The 14,858-nt window shown below is 40.0% G+C and carries 15 protein-coding genes; all 15 read right to left on the reverse strand.

Going from position 1 to position 14,858, the window contains the following annotated elements; genetic code table 11:
• Positions 1 to 11: 11 nt before the first annotated feature.
• The 15 genes from fliE to ACVIJU_RS12020 all read right to left on the reverse strand — a co-directional run bounded on the left by fliE (position 12) and on the right by ACVIJU_RS12020 (position 14,618).
• Positions 12 to 308 carry a flagellar hook-basal body complex protein FliE gene (gene fliE, locus ACVIJU_RS11950; RefSeq protein ID WP_063386660.1) on the reverse strand — a complete coding sequence of 99 codons (297 nt, stop codon included), beginning with the start codon at positions 306 to 308 and terminating at the stop codon, positions 12 to 14.
• A gap of 16 nt (positions 309 to 324) precedes the next feature.
• Complete coding sequence (gene flgC, locus ACVIJU_RS11955; protein ID WP_063386659.1) at positions 325 to 768, reverse strand: flagellar basal body rod protein FlgC; 444 nt, start codon at positions 766 to 768, stop codon at positions 325 to 327.
• Complete coding sequence (gene flgB, locus ACVIJU_RS11960) at positions 768 to 1,157, reverse strand: flagellar basal body rod protein FlgB (RefSeq protein ID WP_063386658.1); 390 nt, start codon at positions 1,155 to 1,157, stop codon at positions 768 to 770. The genes flgC and flgB overlap by 1 nt, the downstream gene beginning before the upstream one ends.
• A gap of 348 nt (positions 1,158 to 1,505) precedes the next feature.
• Positions 1,506 to 2,285 carry a GTP-sensing pleiotropic transcriptional regulator CodY gene (gene codY, locus ACVIJU_RS11965; protein WP_456687640.1) on the reverse strand — a complete coding sequence of 260 codons (780 nt, stop codon included), beginning with the start codon at positions 2,283 to 2,285 and terminating at the stop codon, positions 1,506 to 1,508.
• 32 nt (positions 2,286 to 2,317) lie between these two features.
• Positions 2,318 to 3,721 carry an HslU--HslV peptidase ATPase subunit gene (gene hslU / locus ACVIJU_RS11970; protein ID WP_063388413.1) on the reverse strand — a complete coding sequence of 468 codons (1,404 nt, stop codon included), beginning with the start codon at positions 3,719 to 3,721 and terminating at the stop codon, positions 2,318 to 2,320.
• A gap of 15 nt (positions 3,722 to 3,736) precedes the next feature.
• The gene (hslV, locus tag ACVIJU_RS11975) at positions 3,737 to 4,279 is read right to left on the reverse strand and encodes an ATP-dependent protease subunit HslV (protein ID WP_082829323.1); all 543 of its coding nucleotides are present in this window, start codon (positions 4,277 to 4,279) and stop codon (positions 3,737 to 3,739) included.
• Between the two features lie 14 nt (positions 4,280 to 4,293).
• The gene (xerC, locus tag ACVIJU_RS11980) at positions 4,294 to 5,205 is read right to left on the reverse strand and encodes a tyrosine recombinase XerC (protein ID WP_456687641.1); all 912 of its coding nucleotides are present in this window, start codon (positions 5,203 to 5,205) and stop codon (positions 4,294 to 4,296) included.
• Positions 5,206 to 5,268: 63 nt separating this feature from the next.
• A complete protein-coding gene (trmFO, locus tag ACVIJU_RS11985) occupies positions 5,269 to 6,576 on the reverse strand; it encodes an FADH(2)-oxidizing methylenetetrahydrofolate--tRNA-(uracil(54)-C(5))-methyltransferase TrmFO (protein WP_066246520.1) in 1,308 nt (435 codons plus the stop codon).
• A gap of 119 nt (positions 6,577 to 6,695) precedes the next feature.
• Positions 6,696 to 8,774 (reverse strand): type I DNA topoisomerase, encoded by a 2,079-nt coding sequence (gene topA / locus ACVIJU_RS11990; RefSeq protein ID WP_063388416.1) that lies wholly within the window; start codon positions 8,772 to 8,774, stop codon positions 6,696 to 6,698.
• Positions 8,775 to 8,934: 160 nt separating this feature from the next.
• Positions 8,935 to 9,900 (reverse strand): DNA-processing protein DprA, encoded by a 966-nt coding sequence (gene dprA / locus ACVIJU_RS11995; protein ID WP_456687642.1) that lies wholly within the window; start codon positions 9,898 to 9,900, stop codon positions 8,935 to 8,937.
• Positions 9,878 to 10,780 (reverse strand): succinate--CoA ligase subunit alpha, encoded by a 903-nt coding sequence (gene sucD, locus ACVIJU_RS12000; protein WP_066246522.1) that lies wholly within the window; start codon positions 10,778 to 10,780, stop codon positions 9,878 to 9,880. The genes dprA and sucD overlap by 23 nt, the downstream gene beginning before the upstream one ends.
• A gap of 17 nt (positions 10,781 to 10,797) precedes the next feature.
• On the reverse strand, positions 10,798 to 11,958 hold the full coding sequence (gene sucC, locus ACVIJU_RS12005; protein WP_063388418.1) for an ADP-forming succinate--CoA ligase subunit beta: 1,161 nt from the start codon (positions 11,956 to 11,958) through the stop codon (positions 10,798 to 10,800).
• 118 nt (positions 11,959 to 12,076) lie between these two features.
• Positions 12,077 to 12,346 (reverse strand): EscU/YscU/HrcU family type III secretion system export apparatus switch protein, encoded by a 270-nt coding sequence (locus ACVIJU_RS12010; RefSeq protein WP_063388419.1) that lies wholly within the window; start codon positions 12,344 to 12,346, stop codon positions 12,077 to 12,079.
• Positions 12,343 to 13,830, reverse strand: coding sequence for a hypothetical protein (locus ACVIJU_RS12015; protein WP_456687643.1), 1,488 nt, complete (start codon positions 13,828 to 13,830; stop codon positions 12,343 to 12,345). The genes ACVIJU_RS12010 and ACVIJU_RS12015 overlap by 4 nt, the downstream gene beginning before the upstream one ends.
• Before the next feature lie 5 nt (positions 13,831 to 13,835).
• Positions 13,836 to 14,618, reverse strand: a complete 783-nt coding sequence (locus tag ACVIJU_RS12020; RefSeq protein ID WP_456687644.1) for a ribonuclease HII — start codon at positions 14,616 to 14,618, stop codon at positions 13,836 to 13,838.
• Positions 14,619 to 14,858 lie beyond the last annotated feature (240 nt).

Below are 14,858 nucleotides of genomic sequence, written 5' to 3' on the forward strand. Positions count from 1 at the left end.
AAATAGACTAATTATATTTGCATTCTCATCACTTCTTGATAAGCTTCAATGACTTTATTCCTGAATTCAACAGTTGCTTCAAGTAAAATGCTCGCTTTTTGTGCTGCGATCATGACATCATGAAGCTCTACATTTTGTCCTGCTGCAAGAGCATTTGTCAGCCGATCGGAATTTAATTGAGCTTCATTGACAGCTTCCAGCGATTTTTTCAACATATCTGAAAAGGATGATTTCCCAGAATTTTCCGTACTTTGTGCTCGGTTTTCAAGCTGAATCGATTGAGTCGGAAAAGAAATTTGCTCAATCATTTACATCACTCCTATTCTATTTCCCTATTTCCAATGCTTTCAGCAGCATGTTTTTCGATGCATTAAAGCTTGTAACATTTGCTTCATATGAGCGCGTGCTGCTGATCAAGTCGACCATTTCTTTTAAAGGATCTACATTTGGCAAAGAAACATAGCCATTTTCGTCTGCATCAGGATGGTCGGGATCATAAACGATTTTAAAAGGCGTCTCGTCCTCAACAATGGCTTGAACTCTCACGCCGTTTCCAACGCCTTTCAGCTCTTGATTCAGAAAAGCTGAGAAAGGTTTTGTATCCTCTGCTGTTACAACCATTTTCCGGCGGTAAGGCTGCCATTGCCCGTCCACATATTCAGCTCTAGTCGTCTCCATGTTTGCCATATTCGATGAAATGACATCCATTCTCAGCCGCTGAGCTGTTAAAGCTGATGCGGAAATGTTCAAAGACTGAAAAATCCCCATTATGTACGACCACCTTTTATTACTGTTTTTAATGAATTAAATTTGCCATTCAATCTGTCAATCAATGCATTGTAGAAAATTTGATTTTCCGCAAGCTTTGCCATTTCTTGATCAATGTCGACATTATTGCCATTATGCTGATAAGCACTGTTTGTCCTCGTTTCCACAATCGATGTGCTTTCGCTGCCCACAAAAGGAAGATGACGCGGATTGGTCCGATATGCATCCAGTTTTATTTGTTGATCCAAAACGTTTTTAAAATTAACTGTTTTCGCTTTATACCCTGGAGTGTCCACATTTGCAATATTATTGGCTATAACTTTTCCGTTTAAGGAAGAAATTCGAATTGCCTGCTCCAAATTGGCTATTGAATTAGAAAATATTTTCATTGCTCCCTCCAAAAGTATGATGATCTTGTATTGCAAAAGAAATAAGAAGTAAAAATGTCGAATTTTGCTAATTTATAAATATTATTTTAAAAAAGAAACAGCTTAAAGTCTATGTATAATTTGTAAAAAATCGTCGTACATTGCGATTATTTTTTTTCTAGTTCTAAATGACTATCACTTTTTTAACATTGGAATTTGATTCTGCAGCTTTTTCAGAGGGATAAGTAGGAGGTTAGAACTTATTGAAATTGGACAAATCAGCCGATTTTCAAGAAGAAATTTGTAGAAAACATTTATAAAAAGCTGCTTCAAAAGGTTTGATAAACAAACCTTTAGAGCAGCTTTCTTTTAATGGTTTTTTAATTTTTCTAGTTCAACTAAAAATTTGTTGTTTAACACTTTAATATATGTGCCTTTCATACCAAGAGAACGAGATTCAATGACACCAGCGCTTTCTAACTTGCGAAGCGCATTGACGATCACAGATCTGGTAATGCCGACGAGGTCAGCAATTTTGCTTGCAACTAGCAATCCCTCTGTGCCGCTTAATTCTTCAAAAATGTGTTCGATCGCTTCGAGTTCGCTGTATGATAAAGAGCTGATCGCCATTTGGACAACCGCTTTGCTTCTCGCTTCCTCTTCAATTTCCTCAGCTTTTTCTCTTAAAATCTCCATTCCAACAACAGTTGCCCCGTATTCAGCCAATATTAGGTCATCATCATTAAATTGGGTTCCCAGTCTAGATAATATAAGGGTTCCTAAGCGGTCTCCGCCTCCGATGATCGGAACAATGGTCGTATATCCATTTTTAAAGAGCTCGCGGTTCTCAACAGGAAATGCAGTATATTCGCTATATACATCTAAATTTGGTGACGTTTCGGTAATATTAAATAAACTTTTCGTATACTCTTCAGGAAATTTTCTTTCCTCCAGCATTTTTTTCATGCGGTCATTATCTATTTGCTTGTTCAAGCCGAAGCCTAATACTTTTCCTCGGCGGCTGAGCACAAAAATATTTGCCTCAATGACTTCGCTTAATGTTTCCGCCATTTCTTTAAAATTAACAGGTTTTCCTGCCGCCTTTTGCAGCATCGCATTAATTTTTCTTGTTTTTTCTAATAACTCCATGATCTCAAATCCTCCTAAAAAATTTCAACTTTTTATAAAATAAATTGACTTAAATCTTTGTTTTGAACAATTTTATTTAATTTTTCTTCCACATAGTTCGGTGTAATCACAACCTTTTCTAAATTTATATCCGGCGCTTCAAACAACAAGTCTTCCAGCAGTTTTTCTAAAATGGTATGAAGCCTTCTTGCCCCAATATTATCTGTATCTTGGTTCACTTGGTAAGCAATTTCAGCAATTTTACGAATAGCTTCGTCAGAAAATTCTAATTTTATACCTTCCGTCTCCAATAATGCTTCATATTGTTTTAATAAAGCATTATCCGGTTCAATTAAAATTCGGACAAAATCATCTGCCGTTAGCTTTTTCAATTCCACGCGAATCGGAAAACGTCCTTGCAATTCAGGGATTAAATCCGATGGCTTCGCCATGTGAAAAGCGCCAGCTGCAATAAAGAGTATATGATCGGTTTTTACGGTGCCATATTTTGTTACAACTGCAGATCCTTCCACGATTGGAAGTATATCTCTTTGCACACCTTCGCGGGAAACATCAGCACCAGAACTGTTGTGGCCGTTTTTGGCGATTTTGTCGATTTCATCGATAAAAATGATGCCTGATTGTTCCGCGCGTTCAATGGCAAGCTGTGTCACTTCGTCCATATCAATCAGTTTTGCTGCTTCTTCATTCGTCAAAACCTTTCGGGCGTTTTTCACAGTAAGCTTTCTTTTTTTCTTCCTTTTTGGAAGAAGACTGTTCAAAGCATCCTGCATATTAAAGCCCATCTGCTCCATCCCTGTCCCTTGCAGGAGATCGAACATAGAGGGCTGCTGTTCCTCAATTTCAACCGTAACAAAATGATCTTCCAGTTCGCCTGCTGCTAATTTGCGCGCGATTTCTCTCCGCTTCTCCTTTAGATCCTGTTCATTTTCTCCCTGCGTTTCGAACGAATTTGTTTGTTGATTTCCTCCGAAAAGCATTTCTAAAGGATTTTTGTAAGCAGCCTGTTTTTTCTTACTCGGAACGAGGAGCTCGATCAGCCTGCGATTGGCGTTTTCTTCCGCTTGAGCTCTTACTTCCTGCATTTTTTCTTCCTTCACAAGCCGGACGGAAGTTTCCACTAAATCGCGAACCATCGATTCCACATCTCGCCCAACATACCCTACTTCTGTAAATTTTGTTGCCTCCACCTTTACAAAGGGCGCGCCGACGAGCTTTGCAATTCTCCTAGCAATTTCAGTTTTTCCAACCCCAGTCGGACCAATCATTAAAATGTTTTTCGGAACTACTTCATCGCGAATTTTTTCATCCAATAGGCTTCTCCGGTATCGATTTCTTAACGCAACAGCAACCGCTTTTTTCGCTTCTTCCTGACCGACTATGTATTGGTCTAATCGTTCAACAATTTGTTTCGGAGATAATTGCATTTTTTTCATTCGCCTCCCTCCTTTCTAAAGTTCCTCAACGATAATGTTATTGTTCGTAAAAACGCAAATATTTGCTGCTATTTCTAGAGCGGATTTAGCGATTTCTTTGGCAGACATTTGTTCACCGGCATATTGTTTCAATGCACGTCCTGCAGCAAGGGCATAATTTCCCCCTGAGCCGATAGCTAAAATGCCATCATCCGGTTCGATTACTTCACCCGTTCCAGAAAGGAGCAGAAGCTTTTGGGCATCCATCACAATTAACATTGCTTCTAATTGTCTTAATACTTTGTCGCTTCGCCACTCTTTTGCCATTTCCACAGCCGCTCTTGCCAAATTGCCGTTATACTCTTCCAGGCTGCCTTCAAACTTTTCAAACAGCGTAAACGCATCAGCAACAGATCCCGCAAATCCAGCAAGCACTTTTCCATTATAAATTTTTCGGACCTTTCGTGCTGTATGCTTCATCACAACTTGATTGCCAAGTGTTACTTGTCCATCACCTGCCATCGCGCATTGTCCTTTATGGCGAATGGCAAAAATCGTTGTCGCATGAAATGTTGACAATTGCAAGCCTCCCTTTAAGAATCTTTTGCTCGTGGATGGTAGGCCATATAAACATTTTTCAAATGGTCTTTTGACACATGGGTATAAATTTGCGTTGATGATAAATGAACATGGCCCAAAAGTTCTTGAACACTTCTTAAGTCAGCTCCAGCATTTAAGAGGTGAGTCGCAAAAGTATGCCTAAACATATGCGGATGAAGATGCAGATTTTTTGCTGAAGCATCTATCAGCTGTTTTAATATATACCGAACTCCCCTTGCTGTTAAAGGCTTTCCCCGATGGTTTACAAACAAAAAGCGATGATCCTGTCCGGACTGATTTTTCATCAGCTTGCTTCTGCCATCATGGATATATCGTTCCGCTGCCTGACGTGCATAGCGTCCGAAAGGCACATAGCGCTGTTTGTTTCCTTTTCCATTTACTAAAATGGTCTCAATGGAAAAATCCAGGTCTTCAAGGCGAATTTGGCATAATTCGCTTACACGGATTCCCGTACCATATAAAAATTCCAAAATCAATTGATTCCGCTGCCCGAGCGGATCATCCAGGTCGGAAATGGAAAACAGCATTTCCAGCTCCTCATCAAACAAAAATCTAGGGATCGCTTTTTTTTGCTTCGGAAGTGACACTAAAGAAAAAGGATTGTCCGTTACATATTTTTCCCGCAAAAGAAAATGATAAAAAGTTCTAATGCTTGAAATTTTACGGGAAATGGATGTTTTGGAATACTTTTTGCTTAAATCCGTCAAAAAAATACGTATATCTGAATATTGAACTTCATCCAGCCTTTCTAACCCTTCTTTTTCCATAAAAGAAAAAAAATCATTCAAGTCATGCAGATAATTCACAATTGTATATTGTGAATAATTTTTTTCAATTTGTAAATATTCAATGAATAAATTTAAATAATTCTTAACATTTTCCACTCTTAGCACCTCACAAAGGGCTACTAAATCGTATCACATTTGCAGTAGCCCTTTCAATCCATTTTATAATTTTTTCGAAATTTTTTGAATAGTTTGAAGTGCTCTTTTTGCCAATTGTTCATTTCTTTCTTTTTTCACTTTAATGTGGGTGTCAAGCGGTTTAAAAAGACCAAAATTCGCATTCATCGGCTGAAAATTATTCGGATCTGCCGTTGTAATATACTTTGCCATGCTTCCCATTGCTGTTTCATCAGGAAATTCAATCAATTCCTTTCCCAAAACGAGGCATGCCGCATTAATGCCTGCTATTAATCCGGAAGCAGCTGACTCAACATAGCCTTCTACGCCAGTCATTTGTCCGGCGAAAAACAAATCCTCGCGCCCTTTATATTGATAAGTTGGTCTAAGCAGTTTCGGGGAATTGATAAACGTATTTCGATGCATCACTCCATATCTGACAATTTCCGCCTTTTCAAGCCCCGGAATCATCTGAATGATTTCCTTTTGCGGACCCCATTTTAGATGAGTTTGGAAGCCGACGATATTATACAAAGTCCCTGCCGCATTATCTTGCCGCAGCTGAACGACGGCAAAAGGACGCTTTCCTGTTTCGGGATGCTCCAAGCCGACAGGTTTCATCGGTCCGAAAAGAAGCGTTTTCTTTCCTCTCTTTGCCATGACTTCAATCGGCATGCATCCTTCAAAAAAGATTTCCTTCTCAAATTCTTTTAGGGGAACAGTTTCCGCGCTGATTAATGCCTCATAAAAGCGGTCGAACTCTTCCTCTGTCATCGGACAGTTTAAATATGCAGCCTCCCCTTTGTCGTATCTTGATTTCAAATATACTTTTTCCATATCAATGCTGTCTTTTTCAATTATCGGTGCGGCTGCGTCGTAAAAATATAAATATTCCTCGCCAGTAAGCTTTTTTAATGCTTCCGATAATGCTTCTGAAGTTAAAGGTCCTGTCGCTATTACCGTCGGCCCTTCTGGAATGTCCGTCACTTCTTCGTGAAAGACGGTAATATTGGGATGTTCTTTCACCCGTTTAGTGACGATATCCGCAAATTCGTGGCGATCAACGGCAAGTGCACCCCCAGCCGGAACGGAACATTGATCAGCAGCCGAAATAATTACGGAGTCGCACATTCTCATTTCTTCTTTCAATACTCCGACTGCATTTGTCAAAGAATTGGCTCTCAACGAATTAGAGCAGACCAGTTCAGCAAATTTATCCGTATGATGGGCTGGAGTTTGCTTTTTTGGACGCATTTCGTACAAGCGAACTTGAATTCCTCTTTTGGCAATTTGCCATGCCGCTTCGCTTCCAGCTAGCCCAGCACCGATAACGTTGACAACTTGATTGTTCATTTTAGCACTCCTCCGTCTTTTTAAAAGCTCTCTTCTTGTTGTGTTTTCGTGAAAAAGCTGCCGAAATATCTCCATGAAGAAGGTGAGCCTTACATTGCTCACCAAAGAGAAGATATTTGTTAACGCTGCGGTTCTTCTTTATAGTCACAAGAAGAACATTGCACTTGAACACCTTTTTTCAAACGTTTTTCTACCAAAATTTCTCCACATTTCGGGCATTTTCTTTCAACCGGCTTTTCCCAAGAAATAAAATCGCACTCTGGGTAACGGTCACATCCATAAAATACGCGGCGTCTCTTCGACTTTCTCTCCACAATATTTCCCTCATGGCATTTCGGACATTTCAAACCGATTTCTTTTAAAATTGGTTTTGTATTACGGCAGTCTGGAAAATTGGAGCAAGCCAAAAATTTTCCGTACCTTCCCATTTTGTAAACCATTTCGCTTCCGCATTTTTCACACTTTACACCGGCATATTCATCTTTTATTTCTACCTTTTCCATTTCATTTTCGGCTTTTTTAACATTCTTTGAAAAATCATGATAAAATTCATCAATAATTTTTACCCAATTTACTTTTCCTTCTTCTATATCATCTAAATCATGCTCCATTTTCGCAGTAAATTCCACATCCAAAATTTCAGGGAAAAATTCCATCATCAGCTCGTGGACAATTTGGCCAAGTTCTGTTGGGACAAATCGTTTGTTTTCAAGCGCAACATACCCTCTTCTTTGAATGGTATCGAGCGTCGGTGCATATGTAGAAGGACGTCCTATGCCTAATTCCTCCAGCGTTTTGACAAGCCTCGCTTCCGTATACCTTGGAGGCGGCTGTGTAAAGTGCTGCTCCGGTTTTAAATCTTTTGAAAAGATTTTATCCCCTTCCTGAAGATCAGGCAAAAGACGATTGCTTTTATCTTCTTCTTGATCGTCCGTCCCTTCTACATATACTTTCATAAAACCATGGAATTTGATTTTTGAACCGTTTGCACGGAACATAACACCATTGTTCTCCAAATCAACGCTCATCGTATCCATGACAGCCGGCGACATTTGGCTCGCGATAAATCGTTCCCAAATCAGTTTGTATAATTTATATTGGTCTTTTGTTAAAAAGTCTTTTATTCCATCCGGATTTCGAAAAGCGCTGGTCGGCCGTATCGCTTCGTGTGCATCCTGAACATTGCCTGATTTCTGACTTCCTCTCGTTTTTGCTTGCGCATATTCACTGCCAAACATCTTTTCAATATAACTGATTGCCTCCGATTTCGCTGTGTCTGAAATTCGCGTGGAATCGGTACGCATATAAGTAATCAATCCGACAGTGCCTTCCTTGCCGAGGTCAATTCCTTCATACAGCTGTTGTGCTACCATCATCGTTTTCTTCGCACGGAAATTGAGTTTCCTTGCAGCTTCCTGCTGTAAAGAGGAAGTTGTAAATGGAGGTGCAGGATTTCTTCTCCGTTCTTTTTTTGTTACTTTCGTTACGGTAAACTCATTTCCAATAACTTTTTGGAGCACCTGTTTTACATCTTCTTCTGTTTTCAAATCCTTTTTTTTGCCTTCAACACCCCAAAAAGCAGCTTCAAACGACTCCGTTCCTTTAAGAAAGTCTCCGTTAATCGTCCAATATTCCTCAGGCTTGAAATGTTTAATTTCATTTTCACGATCGATAATTAGACGGACAGCAACAGATTGAACTCTCCCGGCACTTAAACCCTTCTTTACCTTTTTCCAAAGGATCGGGCTGATATTGTAGCCGACCAGCCTGTCTAATACCCTTCTTGCCTGCTGGGCATCAACTAAATCCATGTTAATAGCTCTTGGCGATTTAAAAGAATCTTTGATCGCATCTTTTGTAATTTCATTAAACACAACGCGGCAATCGGATTGGATATCAATATCTAAGCTTTGCGCTAAATGCCACGCAATCGCCTCTCCCTCTCTGTCCGGGTCGGCTGCAAGAAAAACTTTTTTCGCCTTTTTGGCAGCGTTCTTGAGCTCTTTCAGAACCGGCCCTTTCCCTCTTATCGTGATGTATTTTGGTTGAAAATTGTGTTCTATGTCAACTCCCATTTGACTTTTAGGCAAGTCCCGAACATGGCCCATTGAAGCCTTCACGGTATATTTTTTTCCTAAATACTTTTCAATTGTTTTCGCCTTTGCTGGCGACTCCACAATGACTAAGTAGTCCGACATTCATTTTTCCTCCTTAAGAGGTTTTCTCTCTTTTTATGCATCAGTTTATGAAAATGATTGTTGATCATTCAACTGTTAAAATAATCTTCACTATTATTAAATATTCCAATGCATTTTGTCAAACAGTATTCATCATCTTCCGCCTTTAGACGCAAAAAAATTATTCTTCTTCATACATCGGCTTTAATTCTTCTATAATCTCATCAGGTGACAGGGCAAGCGCTGCCCCTTCCTTTAACAATTGTATATTCCCTTGAAATAATGGATCAAATAATGGCACCGGGGGTGAAAAAACGATTCTCCCTTGTTCCAAAGCATGCTGGGCAGTGATGAGAGAACCGCTTCGTTTGGAAGCTTGAGCAACAAAGGTTCCTAAGCTTAATCCGCTAATAATTCTATTTCGCATTGGAAACATCCATTTTTCCGGTCTTTTATATGGAGGATGCTCAGAGAGGAGAAGATGCTCCTTTTGGATGATTTTAGCCAGCTCCATGTTTTCTTTCGGATAAATATGATCAAATCCGCCAGCGATTACGGCAATTGTTTTCGAATTTTCCTCAATGGCCGTCCAATGGGCTTTCGCATCAATACCGAGGGCAAGCCCGCTGATTATCGTCCATTTTTGCTTCGCCAAATGCGTAACAAAATATTGAACAAGGTCGCAGCCATATTTCGTTGCATGACGGGTTCCGACAACGCTTAAATTTCGGATATTTTTTAATAGACTAATATCCCCTTGGCAAAATAAAACGGGAGGCGGATCAAAAATATGCTTTAAATACGTTGGATAATGGGAATCAATGATTGTAATCAGGTGGATATTCCTGTTTTTATAATAGTTTAGCAGGCTCTCCGTTGAAATGGATTGGTAATCTTCTATAAACGTTGAATAGTTTTTAGGAGGAATAAACAGACGGGTGGCTAATGTTTGAGGCGTTAGATGCAGAGCTTCTTCATACATGCCTTCCTGTTCAAAAAGCTGAACGATTCTTCTCTTTACCGCACCTTTGCAATGAGCGAGTTTTATTAATAAATTTCTAGGATTAATAGCCCTCACCTCAATTCTATAAAGAAGGAATAGCCTTGTGGCTACTCCTTTTGTTTTAATGAGTTTTGCATTTTTCATATAAACCTTTTTCTTTTAAAACTGAGATTAACGTCTCACCAATGACGGAAGGAGTATCTGCGACTTTAATACCACATTCATTCATTTTCTTAATTTTTTCCGCTGCTGTTCCTTTACCTCCGGAAATAATTGCGCCCGCATGTCCCATGCGTTTTCCTGGAGGTGCTGTTTGTCCGCCGATAAATCCTACGACTGGTTTTGTCATGTTTGCTTTAATCCATTCAGCTGCTTCTTCTTCCGCTGTACCCCCGATTTCACCAATCATAATGACGGCATATGTTTCCGGATCTTCGTTAAATGCTTTTAGCACATCAATGAAGTTTGTGCCGTTTACAGGGTCCCCGCCAATTCCAACAGCCGTTGACTGACCAATGCCTGCTTGCGAAAGCTGATGAACCGCTTCATATGTCAAAGTACCTGAACGGGAAACGACTCCGACATGCCCCTTAGTGTGGATATATCCAGGCATAATGCCGATTTTACATTCGCCAGGTGTGATGACTCCAGGGCAGTTCGGTCCGATTAATCGAGTTTTCTTTCCTTCCATGTATCTTTTTACTTTGACCATGTCTAAAACCGGAATATGTTCTGTAATACAGATGACTAGGTCAAGCTCCGCATCAACCGCTTCCATAATGGCATCCGCTGCAAAAGGAGCTGGGACATAAATAACGGAAGCATTGGCACCGGTTTGTTTCACCGCTTCTTCAACCGTGTTGAAAACCGGAACTCCTTCGACTTCCTGACCGCCTTTGCCTGGGGATGTCCCGCCGACAATCTTCGTTCCGTATTCAAGCATTTGTTTCGTATGGAATAACGCAGTAGATCCAGTAATCCCCTGAACGATTACTTTTGTATCTTTATTAATAAATACGCTCATTCTTCTCCCTCGCTTTCCTATTTCACTAATGAAACGATTTTTTGCGCCCCGTCTGCCATAGACTCTGCAGATGTAATATTTAGGCCTGACTCTTCTAGTATTTTTTTACCAAGCTCAACATTCGTTCCCTCAAGACGAACGACTAGCGGGATCGTCAAGCCAACTTGTTTTGTCGCCTCCACGACACCTTGTGCGATGACATCGCATTTCATAATGCCTCCAAAGATATTGACGAAAATCCCTTTTACGTTTTCATCCGACAAAATAATTTTAAACGCTTCCGTAACTTTTTCTGCCGTTGCGCCGCCGCCGACATCTAGGAAATTTGCTGGTTCACCGCCGTAATATTTAATAATATCCATCGTTGCCATGGCAAGACCTGCTCCGTTTACCATGCACCCGATATTGCCATCAAGAGCTATGTAGCTTAAATCATATTTTGAAGCTTCAATTTCTTTCGGATTTTCCTCATCTAAATCACGATATTCCAACACATCTTTTTGACGGTATAATGCATTGGAGTCAAAGTTTAGTTTGGCATCCAAAGCCATAACCTTTCCGTCGCCTGTAACGACAAGCGGGTTAATTTCCGCAATGGAGCAATCCTTTTCGACAAATACTTGATAAAGTCCCAACATAAATTTAACAGCTTGTCCGACTAATTCTTTCGGAATGTTAATGTTAAATGCGATTCGGCGAGCTTGGAAAGGTTGAAGTCCTACTGCCGGATCAATATATTCTTTGAAGATTTTTTCCGGTGTTTTCGCTGCCACTTCTTCAATTTCGGTGCCGCCTTCTTCAGACGCCATCAAAACAACGCGGGAGGTTGCGCGATCAACAACAAAACCAACATAATATTCTTTTTTAATGTCACAGCCTTCTTCAATTAAAAGACGTTTGACTTCTTTTCCTTCTGGTCCTGTTTGATGTGTAACGAGCGTTTTTCCTAACAATTCACTAGCATACTCGCGAACCTCTTCTAAACTTTTCGCTACTTTTACTCCGCCAGCTTTTCCGCGGCCGCCAGCATGAATTTGCGCTTTGACTACCACTACGTCAGTACCCAGCTCTTTTGCAGCTTCAACCGCTTCCTCAACGGAAAACGCAACTTTGCCGTTCGGTACCGTGACGCCGTATTTTCTGAGGATTTCTTTCCCCTGGTACTCATGGATATTCATTTCCCATCCTCCTAACTTATGTATCTTAGCCTTTTCGAGGCAATTTTAGACTGCGCTTTCATTGTATAAAAATGTTTCATCATTGTCTACCATTCTTTATAAAAAGACGTCGTTTATTTCATCTTTGCTGGTCTAAGCGGTATATAAAGCTTAAAAGCTCAGCTACCACTTCATAAAGCTCCTCGGGAATTTGCTCATTTATTTCCACTTCTGACAAAAGTTCAATAAGCGAGGGATCTTCTTGAATCGGAACATTGTTTTCTCTAGCTTTTTCAATGATTTTTTCAGCGACATACCCTTTACCTTTTGCCGATACTTTTGGCGCGGCGTCCTTTTCATCGTTATAGCTGAGGGCAACAGCTTTTAAATCTTTTGTTTCTTTTTTCATATTTTGATGTCCACCTTCTGGTAAGGTTGTCCGGAAATGACCTTTTGAGTTTGTTCATCCGTTTTTCCCTTTTGGATAGAAACTCCTGTTAAAACATAATTGATTTGTTTTAAATTTTCCTGAAGGCTTCCCAAATGCTGAACAATATCACTTTCTTCAAGAATGTCGTTGTAAATCGTAACTTTTACAGCGCGATTTTGTATGAATACGTCCACTACTGTTTCTTTTATTTCTTTTAAATACAATGAAAAAACGATTCGGCAAAAATTAGGATTTATTTTTTCTGTTTCGTCTTTTTTTCCGTTGATTTGGATTGTAATATCCGTCCATTGCTCTCCTAACTGAATGGGGACATGAATAAAAAATTGTTCAACAGGTCCTTTTTGTTCCCGCATAAAATGCTGTCCGTTTATGTAATCTAAAGCGCGCTCCATCGCCCCTCTTAAACTTGAATGTTCCATATTTTGCAAATATTTTATAAGCAGTGTCTTTAATGGCCATTCACTCTGACCGCTACTGCTTTCAGCATGTTCAAATATGCCGATTTTGGCTATCGCTGTTTTTAATAATTGTTTCACTTCTTGAGCGGAAACGTTGTGGATGCTTTGCTGAAACATCGCTTTCAGCGTATTTTTTTCTTCCGCGTTCAACATTTGTCCAATTCTACTTCCGTCCGCCTTGTCTTTTGTGAATGGTTGAAGCAATGCATGCTCACTGTTTTCATTCAGTATAAGCTGCTTAATGGCTAGCGGATTTTCTTTCATCCAAAATTCAAGCTTATTCAACAATTGCTTGGAAAAGGTGTCATTTCTTTCTCGCAATATTTGGTTCACTTCTTCGGCTTTATAAAGAAAACGAAGGTTTGTAAGCTGAAACAGGTTTCGGTTTAGATCTTTCATGTCCTCGGCTTTTCCGCTATTGTTTAACATTTCGTCTAATTGAAAAAGGAGCTGAGACAGCTTCTTCTCGTCTTGAACAGCCAGCAAAGGACGGATGACATGCTCCGTAATTGGCAGTTTTTTTTCAAAAGCGATGAGAAGCGCCTGAAATAAACTTTCACGAGGAGCTTTTCCCTTAAAGGACTGCAAAATGTTGATGGCAAGAGCCAAGTCTTTTTTGGAAAAAGGAATTTCATTTTCCAGCAGCAAATCAATAAGCTGCGAGGCCGTATTGTCAGCAGGCAGGCGGAAATGTTCAAGAATAGCCCGGCCTGTATGACCTTCATCTTTTTCCGGAAACAAAAGCTTCAGTCTGATTCCGCTTTCCGTTACTTCAGTCTGAAACCAATAAGTTTTCATTGCTTGAATATCCGCCTCAACAGCAGCGGTTAATTTCATTTTTCCAATTGCAAGCAATGCATGAGAATTAGGATAAATTTTCAACACTTTTCCTTTCACAATCTCTTGATCTTGAAATGTTTTGGCCGCGGGATCAAAAAGAGATTGAAGACTTATCTTCCTAAGAAGAGCAGATATTTCATTCATTCTTATCACCCGTTAACAAAGTTTAACGCATCTTGTACAGGAGCAAAGCTTTTCCGATGATGCTCCGTCACACCGTGCTTCTCGATCGCTTCCAAATGCTGCTTTGTGCCGTAGCCCACATGACGTTCAAAGCCGTATTCCGGAAATTGCTTTCCCAGCTCTTCCATGTACCTGTCTCTCACAACTTTTGCGACGCAGGAGCTTGCTGCAATCGTAATGCTTTTTTCATCACCCTTAATGATGGAAAGCTGCGGAATATTAATTGGTAATTCAAGAGCATCAATCAATAAATGATCCGGCTTTGCCTGCTTTAACTGATCAATGGCTGAAAGCATTGCTTTTTTTGTCGCATTGTAAATGTTTAGTTCATCAATTTCTTTTGCCGACACAAACCCAATGCCGACATCTACTGCCCGATCCATTATGTATTGAAAAAACTCTTCCCGTTTTTGCTTCGAAATTTTTTTCGAGTCCGTCAGCCCCGGCAAATAAAATTCATCGGGCAAAATCACGCAAGCAGCAACGACCGGACCTGCAAGACACCCTCTTCCCACTTCATCAATGCCTGCCAGCATTCGAAATCCCTTTTCTTTCAATGCTCTTTCGTATTTGCACATGTTTTGAAACTGCTGTCTCAATTGCTGCTCTTTTTCATATTGCTTCAGCCATTTTTTTACTAATTTTTGGACGGTTTTCCGCTCATCTTTTTGGCAGGCAAGAAAAAAAGGGTCGTTTATATCATGGATGGCACAGAGCTTTTCTTCAATTTCCTTCGCCGTTAAATTCAACTTTCTTCAACCTCTCCCTTAATATTTGCATTTGTAAATTTCGTTCGAATAGTTTGTACATGAACACTTCCTCGGCTGCAATTTTATTAAGCGTCTATTTTTGCCCATTCTCAAATGACTTTCAAGACTTTTTTACTATTTCCCGAAAGCTTCTTTGGAAGCTCTTAGCCCGTCAAGAAAGGAAACCGATTACCGGTTAAGCGCCGATTGCACCGCTTCTCTCAAGTGAACGAGTTTTGT

This window comes from Aeribacillus sp. SP014 (assembly GCF_054055575.1).